This window comes from Nonomuraea sp. NPDC049709, assembly GCF_040674815.1.
Lineage (GTDB): Bacteria > Actinomycetota > Actinomycetes > Streptosporangiales > Streptosporangiaceae > Nonomuraea.
Genome location: NZ_JBFANM010000012.1, coordinates 113,588 through 131,247 on the forward strand (window position 1 = coordinate 113,588; position 17,660 = coordinate 131,247).

Sequence of the window (17,660 nt, forward strand, 5' to 3'; positions counted from 1 at the left end):
GCGGTTAATATCTACCCGTGAGACGACCGACGATCGCCGACATCGCCACCCGTGCGGGAGTGTCCAAGGTGGCGGTCTCCTACGCGCTCAACGGGCAACCGGGAGTGTCGGAGGCGACGCGGGCCAGGATCGTCGCCATCGCCGACGAGATCGGCTGGCGGCCCAACAGCGCGGCGCGGGCCCTCAACGGCGCCCGGGCCAACTGCGTCGGCCTCGCGCTGTGCCGCCCCGCGCGCATCCTGGGCGTCGAGCCGTTCTTCATGGAGCTGATCAGCGGCATCGAGGGCGTGCTCGCCGACCGCTCCTACGCCCTGCTGCTCCAGGTCGTCGCCAGCCACGAGCAGGAGAGCGAGGTCTACCGGCACTGGTGGGGCGAGAGCCGCATCGACGGCGTGTTCCTCGTGGACCTGCACTATGCGGACTCCCGGGTGAGCGAGCTGGAGCGGCTCGGCATGCCGGTCGTCGTCATCGGGCACCCCTCCGAGTCGGGCTCGCTGTCGGCCGTCTGGTCCGACGACGGCGAGGCCGTGCGCGAAACCGTCGGCTATCTCGTGGCGCTGGGTCACCGCCGCATCGCGCGGGTGGCCGGGCTGCCCCGGCTGGTCCACACCACCGTCCGCGACCAGGCGTTCCTCCGGGCGTGCGAGGGCGTGGCCGAGCACGTCATCGTGCACACCGACTACACCGGCGAGGAGGGCGCCCGGGCCACCAGGCGGCTGCTCAGCTCGCCCGACCGGCCCACGGCCATCATCTACGACAACGACATCATGGCGGTGGCGGGCCTGTCGGTGGCCCAGGAGATGCGGGTGGAGGTGCCGCGTGACCTGTCCGTCGTGGCGTGGGACGACTCGCCGCTGGCCCAGGTCGTACGCCCGCCGCTGACCGCGCTCACCCGCGACATCCCGGCCTACGGCGCGCACGCCGCGCAGCGCCTGCTCGCCCTGATCTCGGGCGAGAGCGTGCCTCCCTACGAGGACCAGGCGGCCGTCCTCACGCCGCGCGGCAGCACCGGGCCCGCCCACTCCGGCACGTAGACCTTCGCCTCCCCCGGTTCCCGCCTCCGGGAGCTCCCCGGCGCGTGCCGCGGGCGCGGGGCCTCCGGGTGGCTGGCAGACCACCCGTTCCCCGGCCCGCGGCACGTGCCGTCCCCTCCTCCGCGGCAGGCTCTCGGAGCCGTCCCGGCGTCCCCCGCGCTGAGACGGCTCCAGACTGTCCGAGTGCGGGCGGCCGGGCTTGAGTACCCCCATACCTAAACGAGACCCGAAATCCGGCAAATCGTGACCTGGGCGCCAGGTGCTGGATTGACCACTTTTTTTGTCGGCGGCTACCCTCGACACAGCCGGGTCATCTCCGTCGAGTCCGGCGCCCGCACTGGAGGGGTTCTTCCGATGAGATTCCGCAGCACGATCGAGCTGGGCAGCAAGACCGCCACGGGTTTCGAGGTCCCCGCCGAGGTCGTCAAGGGGCTCGGGAGCGGGAAGCGGCCCGCCGTGACCGTCACGATCAACGCCCACACCTACCGCAGCACCGTGGCCCCGATGGGCGGCCGCTTCATGCTGCCGCTCAGCGCCGAGAACCGGCAGGGCGCCGGCGTGGCCGCGGGCGACGAGGTCGAGGTGGAGGTCGCGCTGGACACCGCGCCCCGCGAGGCGCGCGTGCCCGACGACCTGGCCGCGGCGCTCGACCAGGCGCCCGAGGCCAGGACGTTCTTCGAGAGCCTGTCCTACTCGCGCAAGATGCGCTACGTCCTGCAGATCGAGGGCGCCAAGAAGCCGGAGACCCGGGCGCGGCGCGTCACCGACACCGTCGCCAAGCTCGCCGACGGCGTGGGGTAGGTGGCACGGGTGCGTAACGCGGGGCGTGGCGGGTAGGCGGGCGTTATGACTGAGGGTTTTGACACCGACGTGCTGTGGAACGAGTTCCACCGGATGGTCAACATGAACTCCGAGGAACTGCGGTCCTACCTGCTCGCCGAGGCCTCCGACGAGGAGGGCTTCCCGCCCGACCCGGACATGGGGATCGACGAGCTGGGGCGGGGCGTGCTGCACGTCCTGAGCAAGCGGAAGGGCGACCTCACCAAGGTGGACATCGAGGTGATGCGCCAGGTCGTGGACCTCGTCGAGACCATGGGCGACCGGACGGACGACGAGTCGCGGCGGGAGCTCATGACCGTGGGACATGACCCGCTGAGAGGATAGCCCGATGGTCGAGCCGCACCCGTGGATCGAGGGGTACGTGCGCGCATGGAACTCCAACGATCCCGACGACATCGCCGCCCTGTTCACCGAGAACGCGGTCTACTACACCGAGCCGTACAGCTCGCCGTGGCAGGGTCGTGACGACATCGTCTCGCAGTGGCTGGGGCGGCAGGACAAACCAGGTGAGGCCACATTCGAGTGGCATCCGGTGTCCGTGACGGACGACGTCAGCGTCATCCAAGGAGTCACGACATATCCGGACAAAACGTACAGCAACCTCTGGGTGATCCGGTTCGAGCCCGACGGGCGCTGCCGGGAATTCACCGAATGGTGGATGCGGCACGATGCCAAGTGATGCAATGGGCCGAACCGTCTTCACCCGAGGAGATCCGTTGAGAGACAACCTCGACCTCGCCGCGAGCGCCCAGGAACTGGCCGACGCCGCCCCGACGGGATCGATCGACCGTGCCGCGGCCTCGTCCGTGGCGATCACGCTGGCCACCACCCGCGACATCACCGACGCCAGGAAAACCTTGGACGGGCTCTCACCGGAGGAGGTCAGGCAGGCCGCTCTGGCTCTGTTCGACCGCCTGTCGGCGGACTGACCCTCGGGGCGCCTCCGCCGGGAACTCGGGTCAGGCGGAAGGCGGGGTGAGGCGGGCGTTCACGGCCTCGCGGGCGTACGTGGCGGCGTGCGGGTCACCGTGGAGCTGGATGGTGTGGTTGAGCGCCATGGCCATCCCCATGAGCTCGAAGACCAGCCGCCCCGGATCGGTCCCCGCGGGCAGCTCGCCCGCGTCCACGGCCCGGCGGGCCTCCTTGGCCAGCCGGGCCCGCCACACACCGAACCGTGACTCCACGGCGTCCCGGACCGCACCGGGCCGGCCGTCGAACTCGTGTGCCGCCGCCACGAAGAAGCAGCCGCCCGGGAAGACCCGCCGTTCCAGGTAGGAGATCCACGCCTCGCAGAGCACCCGCAGCCGGGCCAGGCCGGGCGCGGCGGGCAGGGCGGGCTCCCAGACCTCGGCGCGGAAGATCTCCCCGGCCCGGTCCAGGACGGCGAGCTGGAGGGCCTCCTTGGTGCCGAAGTGCCCGAGGACGCCCGACTTGCTCATGCTCAGCTCGATGGCGAGCCGGCCGATGGTCAGCCCTTCGAGCCCCTCCATGGAGGCGATGGCGACCGAGCGGTCGAGGATGGACGCACGCGTGCCGAGCGCCTCGGCGACGGACCGGCGCGGGCTCATGCGGATGCCCCGGCGGGCGTGGGCGGGCTCATACCGGCCAGTTTAGCGTCCGAACGTTCGCTTGCTATAGTCCGCCGCATGAACGGATCACGACTTGTCGCCACAGGCCACTATCAACCCGCCAAAGTTCTGACAAATGATGATTTGGCGGCAATCGTGGACACCAGCGACGAGTGGATCAGCAAGCGGGTCGGCATCCGTACCAGGCATGTGGCGGGCGACGGCGAGAGCGTCACGGACCTGGCCGCGCAGGCCGCCGCCAAGGCGCTGGCCGCAAGCGGCCTGGACGCGTCCGACATCGACCTCGTCCTGGTCGCCACCTGTACGCAGACCGAGCACGCCCCCAACGTCGCCTCCCGCGTCGCGGCCCGGCTCGGCGTGCCCGACGCCGCCCTGATGGACCTCGGGGCCTCGTGCTCCGGCTTCACCCACGCCCTGGCCCAGGCCGACCACGCCATCCGCGCGGGAGCGGCCACGAACGCCCTGGTCGTGGGCGCGGACAAGATGACCGCGGTGACCGACTGGACCGACCGGACCACGTGCGTGCTGACGGGCGACGGGGCCGGCGCGGTCGTGGTGAGCGCCGCTCCCGAGGCGGAGATCGGGCCCGTCGTGTGGGGCTCGGCGCCGGAGCTGGGCACCGCCGTACGGATCGAGGGCACCCCCACCCGCTTCGCCCAGGACGGCCAGACCGTGTACCGCTGGGCCACCACCCGGCTCCCGGACATCGCCCGCCGGGCGTGCGAGCGCGGCGGCGTACGCCCGGAGGACCTGGCGGCGGTGGTCCTGCACCAGGCGAACCTGCGCATCATCGAGCCCGTCGCCAGGAAGCTCGGCGCGGTCAACGCGATCGTCGCCAAGGACGTGGTCGAGTCGGGGAACACCTCGGCCGCGAGCGTGCCGCTGGCGCTGTCGAAGCTGCTGCAGCGGGACGAGGTGGCCAAGGGGGCGCCGATGCTGCTGTTCGGCTTCGGGGGCAACCTGTCCTACGCCGGGATGGTGGTCCGCTGCCCCTGACGGTGGGCGGCCATGACAGCCCGCATGTCGCCGATGGCGCGCAACGTCCCCCGTACGGTGCCCGTCACCTTGGAGCGCCCGGCCCTGGGCAGGTAGCGTACGTCGGCCTCGCCCACCCGCCAGCCGGCCGCGGCGGCCCGCAGCACCATCTCCAGCGGATAGCCGAACCGCCGGTCGGCCAGCTCCAGGCCCAGCAGCGGGACGCGGCGGCAGGCCCGCATCGGCCCCAGGTCCCGCACCGGCACCCCCGCCGTACGCCGCAGGCGGCGGGCCAGAACGGCGTTGCCGAGCCGCGCGTGCACCGGCCAGGCCCCCCGTCGCGCCGGCACCCGCCGCCCGAGCACCAGATCCGACCGGCCCGCGGCCACCGGTCCGGTGACGAGGGGCAGCTCGGCGGGGTCGAGGGAGGCGTCGGCGTCCATGAAGCAGACGATCTCGCTGGAGGCGGCCAGGAGCCCGGCATGGCAGGCGGCCCCGAACCCGCGCCGCGGCTCGTGCACGACGACCGCTCCCAGCTCGGCGGCCACCAGGTCGGACCCGTCGGTGGAGCCGTTGTCGACCACGATGGGGCGGTAGCCGGGCGGCATCCGCTCCAGCACCCAGGGCAGCGCCTCGGCCTCGTCGAGGCAGGGCAACACGACATCGATCACGCCCCCGACGCTAGAACGCCCACCCCCGCCCAACCCTTACGGACCGATGACATCACGCCCGGCCCGGCCGTCCTGGGTCCGCACAGCTCGCGCCGACCTGACTGCTCGCTCATGCCCCTGCTCCCTCGTCGACGGCATGCTCGCGCCCGGGGCAGAGCCGTATGGCCCGGCGGCCCGGCTCCACGTCACGATCCTGTCGCGCCCGGGTCCGGTGCGGCGCCGGCGAACTCCTTGATGCCGTCCGTGAAGGTGATCCGCGCCGTGAAGCCCAGCTCGGCGGCCGCTCGGGCCGGGGAGGCGACGATGTGGCGGACGTCCCCGAGGCGGTACTCGCCCGTCGTGACCGGGGCCGGGCCGCCCGTCTGCGCCGCCAGGGCCGCCGCCAGCTCCCCCACCGTGTGCGCGGTGCCGCTGGCGATGTTGTACGCCGCCAGCTCCCCGGCCGCCCCCGCCCCGAGCGCCAGGACGTTGGCGCGGGCCACATCCCGTACGTGGACGAAGTCCCGACGCTGCCCCCCGTCCTCGAACACCCGGGGTGCCCGGCCCGCCAGCAGGGCCGACAGGAAGATCGAGGCCACCCCGGCATAGGGCGTGTCCCGGGGCATCCGGGGGCCGTAGACGTTGTGGTAGCGCAGGGCCACGACGGTGCCGGAGGTCTCGCGGGCCCAGTTGGCGGCCAGGTGTTCCTGGGCCAGCTTCGTGGTGGCGTAGGCGTTGCGGGGGTCCGGGGGCGCCTCCTCCCGGACGACCGTCGGGGTCAGGACGTCGTCGCAGCGCGGGCAGCGGGGGTCGAAGACGCCGCGCGCCAGATCGCCGGCCCGTCTGGGGCCCGGGCGGACGCGGCCGTGGCGCGCGCAGTCGTAGGCACCCTCGCCGTACACGACCATGGACGAGGCCAGGACCAGCCGGCCGACGCCGTGCCGGGCCATTGCGGCGAGGAGGGTCGCGGTGCCGTACGCGTTGACGGAGGCGTAGTCGGGCAGGTCGGCCACGTTCACGCCGAGGCCGACCTTGGCGGCCTGGTGGATCACGGCGTCGACGCCGGGCAGGAGATGGTCCAGGGCGTCGGGGTCGCGGATGTCCACGCCGTCCCGGAGGTCGGCGGTGATCACCTCACAGCCGCCGGGGCCGGGGGTGACCACCTCGCCATCGCGGCGGCCCGGGGTGATCGCGCCGCCGTCGAGGGCCTCCGCGATGTGGCTGCCGATGAAACCTGCCGAGCCGGTGAGCAAGACGCGCATGCCGCCGATCCAACACCCGCCCGGCCCGCGCGGATCTTACGGAGCGGGAACGTCGGCCGGGAGCTCGCCCGTCTCCTGACGGGCGCGCAGGTGCTCCGGCTCCCGGCGCTTGCGTGCGACGACCGGGGCGAACAGGGTGGAGGCATGCCAGGCGTCGACACACTGGACGGTCTGCTCCAGGCCGTCGCCGAGTTCCGTACGGACGACTACGAGCTGCCGGCCGAGCGGGCCGCCGTCGACCGGGCCAGGCGCTCGATCGAGGAGTCCGGGCTGCTGCTGCTCGGCGAGGTCCACGGGGTCAGGGAGAATCCGCTGGTCATCCTCGGGCTCATGAGGCTCCTCGGGCTGACCCATCTGGCCCTCGAATGGCCCGGGACCCTGAAACCGCAGCTCGACGTCTACCTGGCCGATGGAACGGGGCTCGACCATCCGCTGTGGTGGCTCGGCGACGGGCGCGTCACGGCGGGGCACTTCGCGGTGCTCAAGGCGGTGCCGGGGCTCTCGGTCACGCTGTTCGACGGAGGGGCGTTCACCGGGGACTGGTCGCAGCGGGACGCCTCGATGGCCGAGCAGGTGCTGGCCGCGCACGTCGAGCCCGCGCTCGTCGTGGCGGGCAACGCCCACACGTGCACCTCGCCGACGGAGCTGGGGCTGCCGATGGGGGCGTGCCTGGCCAGCGCGCGGCCGGCGCTGGAGAGCGTACGGATCGACTACGGCTCGGGGGGCTACTACAACGGCGGGCCGCGGCACATGAGGGGCTACTGCGCGGTGGAGGGATTGCGGATCTTAGAGGGGGAGCTGGTCGTGGGGCTGCCGGAGATCAGCGAGGCCACGGTGCCGCATCTGCCCGTCGAGCTGCTGAGGGAGCGGCTCGGCTGCTGATCCCGGTCGCCACCCGGCGGCCGGGGACGGCGGCCGGGGTGCGTACTGTGGACTCGGCGCGCAGTCGTGGAGGGTGGATGCGGTCGGGATTCTGGGACCGTTGCGGGTGGCGGGGAGCGAGATCGGCGGGGCCCGCCAGCTGGCCGCCAGGTGCGCGCGGGCCCTGGGAGCCGACGGTTACCGGGCGGCGCTGAGGCGAGGCGCGACGTTGCATGACCCTGTGGGGTATACGCTGAGCACACGCCACGCTAGGGCGGAGGATCCCAGACCGCCTGTCAAGCGCATGGCCTCCCCCTGACACCCAGGTCGCGACCACGACGTCGCGGCCCCCGGGATCAAGCGTGGGCCGGTGAATTCACTCCCCCTGACTACGTGCTTCCGGTTTTGCCATGGATGCGCCAAGGTTAGGGCAACTTGCACCGCGAGGTAAGGAGACCTGTGGCCAGTCCCGGCACGATCGACACTCGAGGCAGTGACTTCGCCCGACTAGCCCATCGCATCTCTGACGCCGGTCTCCTCGACCGGCGTCCCGTTTATTACGCCATCCGGATGAGCATCGCCGCCATCGTCTACCTGGGTTGCTGGGCGTTGTTCGCCTGGGTGGGCGATTCGTGGCTTCAGCTTCTCGTCGCGGCCCTGATGGCAGTGGTCTTCACCCAGCTCGGCTTCCTCGCCCACGACCTGGGGCACCGGCAGGTGTTCAGGACCCGCTCGCCGAGCGACATCGCGGGTCTGATCATCGGCAACCTCGGCGTCGGGCTCGGCTGGGGCTGGTGGACCACCAAGCACAACCGCCACCACGCCAATCCGAACCACGAGGACCACGACCCCGACGTGTCCCCCGCCGTGATCGTCTGGTCCCAGGACCAGGCCATCAAAAGCGCAGGCTTGCCACGGTTTATCGCGAAATATCAGGCTTACTGGTTCTTTCCGCTGCTCACCCTCGAGGCCTGGCACCTCCACATAGCCAGCTTCAAGGCGCTCCTCGCACCCACGACCAAGCGGCGCGGCGTGGAGCTGACGCTGCTCGTGGTGCACTTCGCCCTCTACTTCGGCCTGGTCTTCACCATGCTGCCGGTCGGCAAGGCGCTGCTGTTCCTGGTCATCCACCAGGGTCTGTTCGGGCTCTACCTCGGCTGCACGTTCGCGCCGAACCACAAGGGCATGCCCGTGCTGACCAAGGAGGACAAGCTGGACTTCCTCCGCAAGCAGGTGCTGACCTCGCGCAACGTACGCGGAAACCTGTTCACCGACGTGGCGCTCGGCCAGCTCAACTACCAGATCGAGCACCACCTGTTCCCCAACATGCCGGCCCCGAACCTGCGCAAGGCGCAGCCGATCGTCGAGCGCTACTGCGCGGAGATCGGCGTCGACTACCTGCAGACGGGCCTGGTCGAGTCGTACGGGCAGGCATTGAGCCACCTGCACGACGTCGGCGCCCCCCTGCGCCGCTGAGGCGCCGCCCCGCGCCGTTGAATCCGAAGGGCGCCCGTCACTGGGCGCCCTCCTCTTCCAGCCGCTTGATCAGCCCGTCGCGGCGGCGTTCGAGCTGGGCGATCAGCTCCACCTGCTCGTCCGCCTGGCTGATCACCGCTGAGATCTCGACCTGATCGGTCGCGCCCATGTCGCGGATCTGGTCGCGCACTTCCTGGTTCTCGGCCCGCAACCGGACCAGGTCCTCTTCGACCCGCCGGAGTTCGTCCTTAGTGCTCATCCACGGGCTCTACCCAGATGCGCCCGGCCGATCACCCCGCCACCCGGGCCGGCATGCAGAATGGGAGCCATGAGCAGGCCCTCCACCAGCACGATCGTGTCACTCGTGACGATCGTCGCCGTGCTGGCCGGCACCGCGCTCACCCACGTCCTGCGCGCCCCCGGCCGGCTGAACGCGCTGGACGTCCTGCTGCCGCTGATCGCCTGCGGCGCGCTGCTGGCGCGGCGGCGCTATCCCGTCGCGGTGCTGATCGTCGTCGCGGTGTCGGTGGCGGCCTACTATCCGTGGGCCGGAGTCGACGGGCCGATGATCGTGCTCATCTTCGTCGCCCTCTACACCGCCGCCGACCTGGGCCACCTCGCGCCCGCCATCGCCACGGGGGCGCTGTCGCTGCTGGCCATGGGGGTGGGCGAGACCGGCGGGGTCAGGCACGTGGACGACAGCCTGTTCATGATGATCGCCGGGTGGGTGGTGGCCGCCATCGCGTTCGGCGGTGTCACCCGCAACCGCCGCGCGTACCTCATGGAGGCCCGGCAGCACGCGCTGGACGCCCTGCGCAGCAAGGAGGAGGAGGCCAGGCGGCGGGCCGGCGAGGAGCGGCTGCGGATCGCCAGGGAACTGCACGACGTGCTCGGGCACAACATCTCCATGATCAACGTACAGGCGGCAGCGGCGCTGCACGGGTTGAAGAAGCGGCCCGAGGAGGCCGAGGCGGCGCTGCGGACGATCAAGGAGACCAGCAAGGAGACGCTGCGCGAGCTGCGGACCACGCTGGGGGTGCTGCGCCAGGTGGACGAGGACGCGCCGACCGCGCCCGCCGGCAGCCTGGCGCGGGTGGAGGCGCTGGTCGCGGCGTCGGGGCTGAACGTCCGCACGCAGCTGTCGGGGCCGCTCGACGCGCTGCCGACCGAGGTAGACCTGGCCGGCGCCCGCATCGTCCGGGAGGCGCTGACGAACGTCTCCCGCCATTCCGGCACCGACAGGGCCACGTTGACGATCACCAACGCGTCCGGGAGCATCGTCATCCGCGTGGAGGACGACGGACCGGGCGCCGCCTTCGACGGGGGCAGCGGCTTCGGCCTGCAGGGCATGCGCGAGCGCGCCACCGCGCTCGGCGGCACCCTGGAGGCGGGCCCGCGCCCCGAGGGCGGCTTCCACGTCGCCGCCCGCCTGCCACTCACCCAGCCGACGAACGGGGCTCGATGATCCGCGTAGTGCTCGCCGACGACCAGACCCTGGTACGCGCCGGGTTCCGGTCCATACTCAGCGACGAGGACGACATCGAGGTGGTGGCCGAGGCCGCCAACGGCGCGGAGGCGATCTCCAAGGCGCGCGAGCACCGGCCCGACGTGGTCCTCATGGACATCCGCATGCCCGAGCTCGACGGCCTGGAGGCCACCCGCCGCATCGCCGGCGACCCGGCGCTCGACGGCGTCAAGGTGATCATCCTGACCACGTTCGACCTGGACGACTACGTCTACGGCGCGCTGCGGGCCGGCGCCGGCGGCTTCCTGGTCAAGGACACCGAGCCGGCCGAGCTGATCCACGCGGTCCGGGTCGTGGCCAGGGGCGACGCGCTCATCGCCCCGTCGGTCACCCGGCGGCTGATCGCCGAGTTCGCCGGCCGGGTCAAGCGCCCGGAGCCGGGCCCCGAGCTCAACGCGCTCACCGAGCGCGAGCGCGAGGTCATGACGCTGGTGGCCGCCGGGCTGTCCAACGACGAGATCGCGGCCCGGCTCGTGCTCAGCCCTGCCACGGCGAAGACGCACGTCAGCCGCATCATGACCAAGTTGTCCGTCCGCGACAGGGCCCAGCTCGTCGTCATCGCGTACGAGGCCGGCGTCATCACTCCGGGCTGGCTTACACCCTGAGTGGTACGCCGGGGCGGCCCATGCGACCCGGGATGTACGCCAGGTGAACGCCCCGGCATGACGCGGCGGGCGGTGCCGTGCCCGGAAGCTCGGGGGCATGGAAACCGTGGACCTCGCCCGCCTGCAGTTCGCGCTCACCGCGGGCGCGCACTTCCTGTTCGTGGCGCTGACGCTCGGCCTGGCGACGCTGGTGGCCATCATCCAGACCCGGGCCACCTTCGGCGGCGATCCCGTGCACCTGCGGATGACGCGGTTCTGGGGCCAGCTCTACATCATCAACTACGCGATGGGCATCGTCACCGGGCTCGTGATGGAGTTCCAGCTCGGGCTGTCGTGGAGCGGGCTGACGGAGTACGCGGGCGACGTGTTCGGCTCGGCACTGGCGATCGAGACGCTGGTGGCGTTCTTCGTCGAGTCCACGTTCCTGGGCTTGTGGATCTTCGGCTGGAACAAGCTGAACCGGTGGGCGCACCTGGCGGCGATCTGGGTGGTGGCGCTGACCGCGTACGCGTCGGCGTTCTGGATCATGGTCTCCAACGGCTTCCTGCAGAACCCGGTCGGTCACGTGCCCGACGGCGGCCGGCTGCGGCTGGTGGACTTCGGGGCGATGGTGGCCGACCCGGCGGCGCAGGTGGCGTTCTGGCACGTGCTGGGCGGCGCGCTGATCGTGGGCGGGTTCTTCCTGGCCGGGGTGAGCGCGTACCACCTGCGCAGGCGCACCGCCGAGCAGGACGTCTTCCGCAAGTCGCTGCGGATCGGGATGGGGGTGGCGCTGCCGGCCACGTTCTTCACCGCGGCGTTCGGCGGGCTCGGGTTCGAGACCATGCAGCCCACCAAGGTCGCGGCGTGGGTGAACGACGCCGGCCGGCTGGCCGCCGCCCAGGCCGAGATGGTGGCCAGGCACGGGCCCGGCGACTACCTGCCGCCCGTGGCGTGGGTGCAGACCAGCGGCATCACGATGATGACGTTGTTCGCGCTGATGATGTTCGTGGCCGGGCTGAGCTGCCTGCTCATGCTCTTCCGGCCGGTGGTGCGCGGGTTCCGGCTGTGGCACTGGCTGCTGACGCTGATGATCCCGGTGCCCTTCGTGACCATGTTGTCCGGCTGGATCTTCCGCGAGATGGGGCGCCAGCCGTGGGCCGTGTACGGGCTGCTGCGGACGTCCGAGGCCATGTCACCGATGACCGGGGCTCAGGTGCGCTTCTCGTTGTTCGCCTTCGCCACCGTGTTCGCGGTGCTGATCGTGATCAACTACTGGCTGCTGGCCAGGGCCGCCCGGCGCGGTCCCGCCGAGGTGGCGCTGGGCGACCGCCCGATCGACGCCCCCGTCCCCGTCCCTTCCTTCTGAGTGGAGCCGAACATGGAGATCCTGATTCTGGCCTTCTTCGCGCTCGGCTACCTGGTGCTGGCCGGGGCCGACATCGGGGTGGGCATGGCGCTGCCGTACCTGGGGCGGTCGGCGGGCGAGCGGCGCGAGGCGATCGCCGCGATCGCACCGTTCTTCCTGGGCAACGAGGTCTGGCTGGTGGCCACGGCGGGCGTGCTCGCGGGGCTGTTCCCCCAGCTGGAGGGCGAGCTGCTGCACGGCAACCACACCGTGGTCGTGACGCTGCTGCTGGCGTGGGTGATCCGCGACATGGGCCTGTGGCTGCGCGGGCGCGTGCCCGGGGCGCGCTGGCAGGCGTTCTGGGACGGCGCGATCGTGGCCGGGAGCTGGGGGCTGGCGCTGAGCTGGGGCCTGCTGCTGGCCCGCGTCCTGCTCGGGATCGAGGGGCCGGTGGCGGTGCTGCCCGCGCTGGTGCTGGCGGCGCTGTTCCTCACGCACGGGCTGGCGTTCGCGGCGCTGCGGCTGCGGGGGACGTTGCGCGAGCGGGCGGCCGTGCTGTCGGGAGGGGCCGGCGAGGTCCGCACGTACGCGCTGACCTCGGCGGCGATGGTGGTCGTCGGGGTGCTGGCCGGGCTCCGGCTGCCGCTGGAGCCCGGCACGTCGGGACCGGTGCTGGTGCCGATCGTCCTGGCCGTGACCCCGCTGCTGGTGGCGTCCCAGGCCTGGGTGTGGTGGACGTTCAGGCACCGGGTGACCGGGCCCTCCTACCTCTGACTAGAAGAGCGGGACCCCGTCGCGGGTCAGCTTCCAGTTGGGCACCGCGAAGTCCGACGGGTCGATGGTGCCCTGGGCGGTGGCGTACTCGATCAGCGCCTGCCTGATCTCCACCTGCGCGTTGTAGACGACGGGAGCGCTGGTGACGTGCGGGAAGCCGCCGCCGCCCGACTGACGGTAGTTGTTGATCGCGACCAGGAACTCCTTGCCGGCCGGGATCGGCGCGCCCTCGTAGGTCAGGTTGGCGATGCGCTGGCCGGCCGGCTTGGCCACGTCGATGTCGTACGACACCCCGGAGAGCTGGTCGTAGTTGTAGTCGGGGGTGTTGTTCGCGTTCGTCAGCTTGGTGACGTCGACGGGGGCGCCGGGGGCGAGCTGGTTGAAGTACTTGGCGGAGTACTCCAGGTAGTCCTTGATCTGCGCGCCGGTCAGCTTGACCGCCTGCAGCGTGTTGTCGTAGACGTACAGGCCGGCCACGTCCCTGACCCGGATGTCGCCGGCGGGGAAGACGGCGCTGCGGCTGAACGGCGCCGCGATCGACAGCACCGGTAGCGTGTTGTCCGGCAGCGCCTGCTTGACCGTCTCCTCCTGCACGTGCTGGATGTAGTCGAGGATCGGCGTGTCCTTGTACGGCGACTCGGCCGCCGACAGCTGCTGCGCCGACTTGGCCACGACCTTGTTGACGTAGCCGACCGTGGTGTCGTGCTGCGGCTTCAGCAGCTCGACGATCTTCGGGTCCTCCTGGACCGTGTTGGTGTTGAGCGTGGTCGAGGACTTGCCGGTGACGACCCACTTGCCGCGCTGCTTGGCGAGCTGGAAGTCCAGGACCGACAGGCGCTGGCCCCACTTGCCCGGCTCGGTCAGCAGCACCTGCTGCCCGGTCGCCTTGTTCGTCACGAACTTCTGGGCGACCTCGTTGTGCGCGTGCCCGAACAGCACCGCGTCGATGCCCGGCACCTGCTCGGCCACCATCGCGGAGGCGTTCTCGACCGGCAGGTCGCCACCATAGGAGGACATGCCGTTGTCGCCCGCGTGCGCGGTCACGACGACCACGTCCGCGCCGAGGCCGCGGATGACCGGCACCCACTTCTTCGCCGACTCGACCAGGTCGGTGAAGCGCAGCCTGCCCTCGACGTTCGCCTTGTCCCAGATGGCCACGCCCGGGTTGGTCAGGCCGAGCACGCCCACCCTGATCGGCTGCTCGCCCTTGACCTTCATGGTCTTGATCACGAACGGCTTGTACGCGGGCCGCCCCGACTTCTCGTGGACCGCGTTCGCGCCGAGCACGGGGGCCTTCATCTGGTCGACCCACGTGGCCAGCAGCGGCAGACCGTAGTTGAACTCGTGGTTGCCCAGCGTCACGGCGTCGTACCCGATGGCGTTCATGGCCTTGGCCATCGGGTGGATCTGCCCGGTCTCGTTCACCGGCTCGACCTTGGCGTAGTAGTACGCCAGCGGGGTGCCCTGGATGGTGTCACCCGAGTCGAACAGCAGCGTGTGATCCGCTCCGCGCTCGGCCCTGATCCGGTTGACCAGCGAGGAAACCTTCGCCAGACCGACGCTGTTGCCCTGGCTGTCGGAGTAGCCGGCGTCCTTGAAGTAGTCCCAGTTCAGGGCGTTGCTGTGGAGGTCGGACGTGCCCATCACGGTGACCGTGACCGTCTTGGCCGGCCGGTCGGCCTGCGCGGGGGGCGCCGCCAGGGCCAGCACGCACAGCGCGGCGGCCCCGGTGAGGGCGAGCTTCTTGGTCTGCATGATGCTGGAGAGTAATCAGGACAAATTACTCGTTGGTTACGAATGCCCTAATCAGCGCCATAGCTCGGCCGGGCGCTCGTGCACGACCACGTGGCCGCTGTCCAGCTCGGCGTACTCGCCGCCGGGCAGCGCGCGGGCTCGCTCGACCGGGACCAGGTAGTCCCGGGGGTTGCCGATGACCAGGGTGGGCGCGGTGATCTTCGGCAGCAGGTCGCCCAGCCCGCGATCAGCACCAGCCGCCTGACCAGCTCCGGGCTGCCTGATCATCACCGCGGCGGCGAACTGCGGCCCCGAGTCGGCCGAGGTGGGCCGTCGCCACCCTCGCCATGTCCGCCTGGCCGGTCACCGCGCCTTGACCGAGGCGTCCTCCGGGGCCAGCTCCGGAGGCGAGGCGCGCAGCCAGCGGCAGCCGTGCGGGTCCAGCGGCACGCGTACGACGCCCTCGCCCGACACCTCCAGCGCCCCGTCCACCAGCAGGTCGGTGAGCAGGCACCGGTCGAGCCCGGCCAGCCGCAGCTGCACGTCCTGCGCCGTGTCGCAGAGGTTGTGCACGACCACCACCGTCGCCCCGTCGGCGTCGCAGCGGTGCGCGAAGACCGCCGGATGGCCCGTGTCCAGCACCGTGCAGTCTCCCCATGCCAGCTCGGGGCACTCCCGGTAACGCTCGATCAGCAGCTGGAACCAGCGCAGCAGCGAGTCCGTGTCCCGCTTCTGGTCGGCCACGTTGACCCGATCGGGGGCGAAGGAGCCCTCCGGGATCTCGCGGACAGGGTCGGCCCGGGTGAAACCGCCGTCGTCCGACCACTGCATCGGGACGCGGACCGCCATCCGGCCCTCCTCCTCCAGGTTCTCCCCCATCCCGATCTCCTCGCCGTAGAAGATCACGGGCGTGCCGGGCAGGGAGAACAGCAGGCTGTAGGCCATCTTGATGCGCCGCAGGTCGCCGCCGAACATGGTCGGCAGGCGGCGGCGCAGCCCGCGGCCGAAGATCTGCATGTCCTTGCTCGGCCCGAACGCCTGGAAGATCTCCTCCCGCTCGCTCTCCGTCAGCTTGTCGAGGGTCAGCTCGTCGTGGTTGCGCAGGAACATGGCCCACTGGCAGTCCTTGGGCGGCTGGGGCCGCGCGCGGAGGGCCTTGGCGAGCGGGGCGGCGTCGCTGCGGGCCATCGACAACCAGGCGTTCTGCATGCCGATGAAGTCGAAGCACATGGTGATCTGGTCACCCAGACCATCACCGAAATATCCAATTAAGTCGTCGTACGGGACGTTCACCTCGCCGAGCAGGATCGACCCGCCCATGCGCCGCGTCATGAACGCCCGCAGGTCCGCCAGGAACTCGTGCGGCTCCGCCAACTTCGGATTGACGTTCTCGATGAGGAACGGCACGGCGTCCACCCGGAACCCCGACAGCCCCAGCTCCATCCAGAACCCCAGGATGCGCGCGATCTCGTCCCTGACCTCGGGGTTGCCCACGTTCAGGTCCGGCTGGTGCCGGTAGAAGCTGTGCAGGTAGTACTGGCCGGAGACCTCGTTGTACTCCCAGATGCTGGTCTCCTTGTCGGGGAAGACGATCTGCTCGGGGTTGTCCGGTTCGGGAGTGTCGGACCAGACGTACCAGTCGCGGCGCGGCGAGTCCCGGCCCGACCGTGCCTCCGTGAACCAGGGGTGCTGGTCGGAGGTGTGGTTGACGACGAGGTCCGCGATCACCCGCAGCCCGCGGTCGTGGGCGGTGCGCATGAACTCCACGAAGTCGCCCAGCGTCCCCAGCCTCGGGTCGACGCTGTAGAAGTCGGTGATGTCGTAGCCGTCGTCCCTGTTGGGAGTCGGGAAGAACGGCATGAGCCACAGGCAGGTCACGCCGAGCCCCGCGAGATAGTCGATCTGCTGCGTCAGGCCGCGGAAGTCGCCCACGCCGTCGTCGTTGCCGTCCTTGAACGTCTCCACGTCAAGGCAGTAGACGACGGCGTTCTTCCACCAGACGTCGGAGGTGTACGTCAGTCGCATCCGCTCCCGCTACCCAGGGCGGCCCCGGTCATGACAGCGCGCGGATGGCGTCTTCCAGCAGCCGCCAGAACCCCTCGACGTCGACGCCGGTGGCCACGCTCGCGTTGGGCGGCCGCCTGAGTTTCCCGAGCAGGTCGACGCTGGTCGCCCCGGCTGTCTCGGTGCCGTGCAGCTCGATGTCGAGCCTGGTCCGCACGGTGGTCACCAGGCCGGGCCGGGCCACCAGCGCCACCGCCACGGGGTCGTGCAGCGGGCCTTCCGGCATGCCCTGGTCGGTCTCGTACGTGGAGTTGAAGTAGTTGAGCAGCTCGACGCCGAAGGCGGCGGTGCGGTTGCCGACGGCGCCGATCCGGGCGACCACCTCGGGCGTGATGAGCACCTGGTGGGTGACGTTCAGGCCGATCATGGTGAACGGCAGCCCCGAGCCGAGCACGATCGCGGCGGCCTCGGGGTCGGTCCAGCAGTTGAACTCCGCGTACGGGGTGATGTTCCCCCGTCCCGTGGACCCGCCCATCCAGACCACCTCCTTGATCCGGGAGAGCCGGTCGGGATAGGTGCGGACGAACATGGCGATGTTCGTCAGCGGCCCGGTGGCCACGATCGTCACCTCCTCCCCGGCCCCGTCGAGGGTGTCCCTGATGAGCTCGACCGCCGTGCGCGGGTCGGCCGCCACGGTGGGCGCCGGCAGCTCGGGACCGCCCAGCGCGTTGGCACCGTGGATCCCCTCGGCCGGCGACAGCAGCCGCACCATCGGGCTGTCGGCGCCGGGCGAGATCGGCACCCCCGCGATCCCGGCCAGCCCGGTCACCACCCTGGCGTTGTAGGTGGTGTGGGTCAGCGTGCCGTTGCCGCCGACGGTGGTGATGGCGCGCAGGTCGATCTCCGGATCGCCGGCCGCCAGCCAGATCGCGAAGACGTCGTCGTGTCCGGGGTCGCAGTCGAGGATCACCGGTTTCGGCATCCGACCATGCTATAGATCGGCT

Annotated in this window: 20 protein-coding genes; 12 read left to right on the forward strand and 8 right to left on the reverse strand. The window is 71.0% G+C overall.

Annotated elements, in window-relative coordinates:
* Positions 1–17 precede the first annotated feature (17 nt).
* The 5 genes from AB0J69_RS14410 (at position 18) to AB0J69_RS14430 (ending at position 2,803) form a co-directional block, all read left to right on the forward strand.
* Positions 18–1,034 (forward strand): LacI family DNA-binding transcriptional regulator, encoded by a 1,017-nt coding sequence (locus tag AB0J69_RS14410; protein ID WP_364116871.1) that lies wholly within the window; start codon positions 18–20, stop codon positions 1,032–1,034.
* A gap of 354 nt (positions 1,035–1,388) precedes the next feature.
* Positions 1,389–1,835 (forward strand): YdeI/OmpD-associated family protein, encoded by a 447-nt coding sequence (locus AB0J69_RS14415; protein ID WP_364116873.1) that lies wholly within the window; start codon positions 1,389–1,391, stop codon positions 1,833–1,835.
* Positions 1,836–1,880: 45 nt separating this feature from the next.
* Positions 1,881–2,198 (forward strand): DUF3140 domain-containing protein, encoded by a 318-nt coding sequence (locus AB0J69_RS14420; protein WP_364116875.1) that lies wholly within the window; start codon positions 1,881–1,883, stop codon positions 2,196–2,198.
* Between the two features lie 4 nt (positions 2,199–2,202).
* On the forward strand, positions 2,203–2,553 hold the full coding sequence (locus AB0J69_RS14425; protein ID WP_364116877.1) for a nuclear transport factor 2 family protein: 351 nt from the start codon (positions 2,203–2,205) through the stop codon (positions 2,551–2,553).
* A 37-nt stretch (positions 2,554–2,590) separates the two neighbouring features.
* Positions 2,591–2,803: a hypothetical protein gene (locus tag AB0J69_RS14430; protein WP_364116879.1), complete on the forward strand. Its 213-nt coding sequence runs from the start codon at positions 2,591–2,593 to the stop codon at positions 2,801–2,803.
* A gap of 30 nt (positions 2,804–2,833) precedes the next feature.
* Here AB0J69_RS14430 and AB0J69_RS14435 read toward each other — a convergent pair whose 3' ends face one another.
* Positions 2,834–3,442 (reverse strand): TetR/AcrR family transcriptional regulator, encoded by a 609-nt coding sequence (locus tag AB0J69_RS14435; RefSeq protein ID WP_364116880.1) that lies wholly within the window; start codon positions 3,440–3,442, stop codon positions 2,834–2,836.
* 78 nt (positions 3,443–3,520) lie between these two features.
* On the opposite strand from AB0J69_RS14435, the gene AB0J69_RS14440 reads away from it, so the two are divergent.
* Positions 3,521–4,459 (forward strand): beta-ketoacyl-ACP synthase III, encoded by a 939-nt coding sequence (locus tag AB0J69_RS14440; RefSeq protein ID WP_364116882.1) that lies wholly within the window; start codon positions 3,521–3,523, stop codon positions 4,457–4,459.
* Here the strand turns inward: AB0J69_RS14440 and AB0J69_RS14445 are convergent.
* Both AB0J69_RS14445 and AB0J69_RS14450 read right to left on the reverse strand, forming a co-directional pair.
* Positions 4,429–5,109, reverse strand: coding sequence for a glycosyltransferase family 2 protein (locus AB0J69_RS14445; RefSeq protein ID WP_364116884.1), 681 nt, complete (start codon positions 5,107–5,109; stop codon positions 4,429–4,431). The two genes, AB0J69_RS14440 and AB0J69_RS14445, sit on opposite strands and share 31 nt — an antisense overlap.
* A 185-nt stretch (positions 5,110–5,294) precedes the next feature.
* Complete coding sequence (locus AB0J69_RS14450) at positions 5,295–6,350, reverse strand: NAD-dependent epimerase/dehydratase family protein (RefSeq protein ID WP_364116886.1); 1,056 nt, start codon at positions 6,348–6,350, stop codon at positions 5,295–5,297.
* 144 nt (positions 6,351–6,494) lie between these two features.
* Between AB0J69_RS14450 and AB0J69_RS14455 the strand changes: the two genes are divergently transcribed.
* The gene (locus AB0J69_RS14455; protein WP_364116888.1) at positions 6,495–7,232 is read left to right on the forward strand and encodes a hypothetical protein; all 738 of its coding nucleotides are present in this window, start codon (positions 6,495–6,497) and stop codon (positions 7,230–7,232) included.
* A gap of 549 nt (positions 7,233–7,781) precedes the next feature.
* Positions 7,782–8,687, forward strand: a complete 906-nt coding sequence (locus tag AB0J69_RS14460) for an acyl-CoA desaturase (RefSeq protein ID WP_364116890.1) — start codon at positions 7,782–7,784, stop codon at positions 8,685–8,687.
* 37 nt (positions 8,688–8,724) lie between these two features.
* On the opposite strand, the gene AB0J69_RS14465 is transcribed toward AB0J69_RS14460, so the two are convergent.
* Entirely contained in the window at positions 8,725–8,946 is a 222-nt protein-coding gene (locus AB0J69_RS14465) for a hypothetical protein (RefSeq protein ID WP_364116892.1), read from the reverse strand.
* Positions 8,947–9,015: 69 nt separating this feature from the next.
* On the opposite strand from AB0J69_RS14465, the gene AB0J69_RS14470 reads away from it, so the two are divergent.
* The 4 genes from AB0J69_RS14470 (at position 9,016) to AB0J69_RS14485 (ending at position 12,918) form a co-directional block, all read left to right on the forward strand.
* Positions 9,016–10,152, forward strand: a complete 1,137-nt coding sequence (locus tag AB0J69_RS14470) for a sensor histidine kinase (protein ID WP_364116894.1) — start codon at positions 9,016–9,018, stop codon at positions 10,150–10,152.
* The gene (locus AB0J69_RS14475; protein WP_364116896.1) at positions 10,149–10,817 is read left to right on the forward strand and encodes a response regulator transcription factor; all 669 of its coding nucleotides are present in this window, start codon (positions 10,149–10,151) and stop codon (positions 10,815–10,817) included. The genes AB0J69_RS14470 and AB0J69_RS14475 overlap by 4 nt, the downstream gene beginning before the upstream one ends.
* A gap of 97 nt (positions 10,818–10,914) precedes the next feature.
* Positions 10,915–12,165, forward strand: coding sequence for a cytochrome ubiquinol oxidase subunit I (locus AB0J69_RS14480; protein WP_364116898.1), 1,251 nt, complete (start codon positions 10,915–10,917; stop codon positions 12,163–12,165).
* 12 nt (positions 12,166–12,177) lie between these two features.
* On the forward strand, positions 12,178–12,918 hold the full coding sequence (locus AB0J69_RS14485; protein ID WP_364116900.1) for a cytochrome d ubiquinol oxidase subunit II: 741 nt from the start codon (positions 12,178–12,180) through the stop codon (positions 12,916–12,918).
* Here the strand turns inward: AB0J69_RS14485 and AB0J69_RS14490 are convergent, their stop codons facing one another.
* From AB0J69_RS14490 to AB0J69_RS14505, 4 genes are all read right to left on the reverse strand, one after another.
* Positions 12,919–14,673, reverse strand: coding sequence for a 5'-nucleotidase C-terminal domain-containing protein (locus AB0J69_RS14490; protein WP_364116902.1), 1,755 nt, complete (start codon positions 14,671–14,673; stop codon positions 12,919–12,921). It abuts the gene before it with no gap.
* A gap of 51 nt (positions 14,674–14,724) precedes the next feature.
* A complete protein-coding gene (locus AB0J69_RS14495) occupies positions 14,725–14,940 on the reverse strand; it encodes a hypothetical protein (protein WP_364116904.1) in 216 nt (71 codons plus the stop codon).
* Positions 14,941–15,015: 75 nt separating this feature from the next.
* Positions 15,016–16,677 carry an alpha-amylase family protein gene (locus AB0J69_RS14500; RefSeq protein WP_364116906.1) on the reverse strand — a complete coding sequence of 554 codons (1,662 nt, stop codon included), beginning with the start codon at positions 16,675–16,677 and terminating at the stop codon, positions 15,016–15,018.
* Between the two features lie 28 nt (positions 16,678–16,705).
* Positions 16,706–17,638, reverse strand: coding sequence for a nucleoside hydrolase (locus tag AB0J69_RS14505; protein ID WP_364116908.1), 933 nt, complete (start codon positions 17,636–17,638; stop codon positions 16,706–16,708).
* Positions 17,639–17,660: the final 22 nt, after the last annotated feature.

What these genes read in the sequence shown, in the direction of transcription:
- AB0J69_RS14415 (WP_364116873.1), top strand. Translation starts at nt 1,389, where the DNA reads ATGAGATTCCGCAGCACGATCGAGCTGGGCAGCAAGACCGCCACGGGT.
- AB0J69_RS14420 (WP_364116875.1), top strand. Translation starts at nt 1,881, where the DNA reads ATGACTGAGGGTTTTGACACCGACGTGCTGTGGAACGAGTTCCACCGG.
- AB0J69_RS14425 (WP_364116877.1), top strand. Translation starts at nt 2,203, where the DNA reads ATGGTCGAGCCGCACCCGTGGATCGAGGGGTACGTGCGCGCATGGAAC.
- AB0J69_RS14435 (WP_364116880.1), bottom strand. Translation starts at nt 3,442, where the DNA reads ATGAGCCCGCGCCGGTCCGTCGCCGAGGCGCTCGGCACGCGTGCGTCC.
- AB0J69_RS14440 (WP_364116882.1), top strand. Translation starts at nt 3,521, where the DNA reads ATGAACGGATCACGACTTGTCGCCACAGGCCACTATCAACCCGCCAAA.
- AB0J69_RS14450 (WP_364116886.1), bottom strand. Translation starts at nt 6,350, where the DNA reads ATGCGCGTCTTGCTCACCGGCTCGGCAGGTTTCATCGGCAGCCACATC.
- AB0J69_RS14455 (WP_364116888.1), top strand. Translation starts at nt 6,495, where the DNA reads ATGCCAGGCGTCGACACACTGGACGGTCTGCTCCAGGCCGTCGCCGAG.
- AB0J69_RS14460 (WP_364116890.1), top strand. Translation starts at nt 7,782, where the DNA reads ATGAGCATCGCCGCCATCGTCTACCTGGGTTGCTGGGCGTTGTTCGCC.
- AB0J69_RS14465 (WP_364116892.1), bottom strand. Translation starts at nt 8,946, where the DNA reads ATGAGCACTAAGGACGAACTCCGGCGGGTCGAAGAGGACCTGGTCCGG.
- AB0J69_RS14470 (WP_364116894.1), top strand. Translation starts at nt 9,016, where the DNA reads ATGAGCAGGCCCTCCACCAGCACGATCGTGTCACTCGTGACGATCGTC.
- AB0J69_RS14475 (WP_364116896.1), top strand. Translation starts at nt 10,149, where the DNA reads ATGATCCGCGTAGTGCTCGCCGACGACCAGACCCTGGTACGCGCCGGG.
- AB0J69_RS14480 (WP_364116898.1), top strand. Translation starts at nt 10,915, where the DNA reads ATGGAAACCGTGGACCTCGCCCGCCTGCAGTTCGCGCTCACCGCGGGC.
- AB0J69_RS14485 (WP_364116900.1), top strand. Translation starts at nt 12,178, where the DNA reads ATGGAGATCCTGATTCTGGCCTTCTTCGCGCTCGGCTACCTGGTGCTG.
- AB0J69_RS14490 (WP_364116902.1), bottom strand. Translation starts at nt 14,673, where the DNA reads ATGCAGACCAAGAAGCTCGCCCTCACCGGGGCCGCCGCGCTGTGCGTG.
- AB0J69_RS14495 (WP_364116904.1), bottom strand. Translation starts at nt 14,940, where the DNA reads ATGATCAGGCAGCCCGGAGCTGGTCAGGCGGCTGGTGCTGATCGCGGG.
- AB0J69_RS14500 (WP_364116906.1), bottom strand. Translation starts at nt 16,677, where the DNA reads ATGCGACTGACGTACACCTCCGACGTCTGGTGGAAGAACGCCGTCGTC.
- AB0J69_RS14505 (WP_364116908.1), bottom strand. Translation starts at nt 17,638, where the DNA reads ATGCCGAAACCGGTGATCCTCGACTGCGACCCCGGACACGACGACGTC.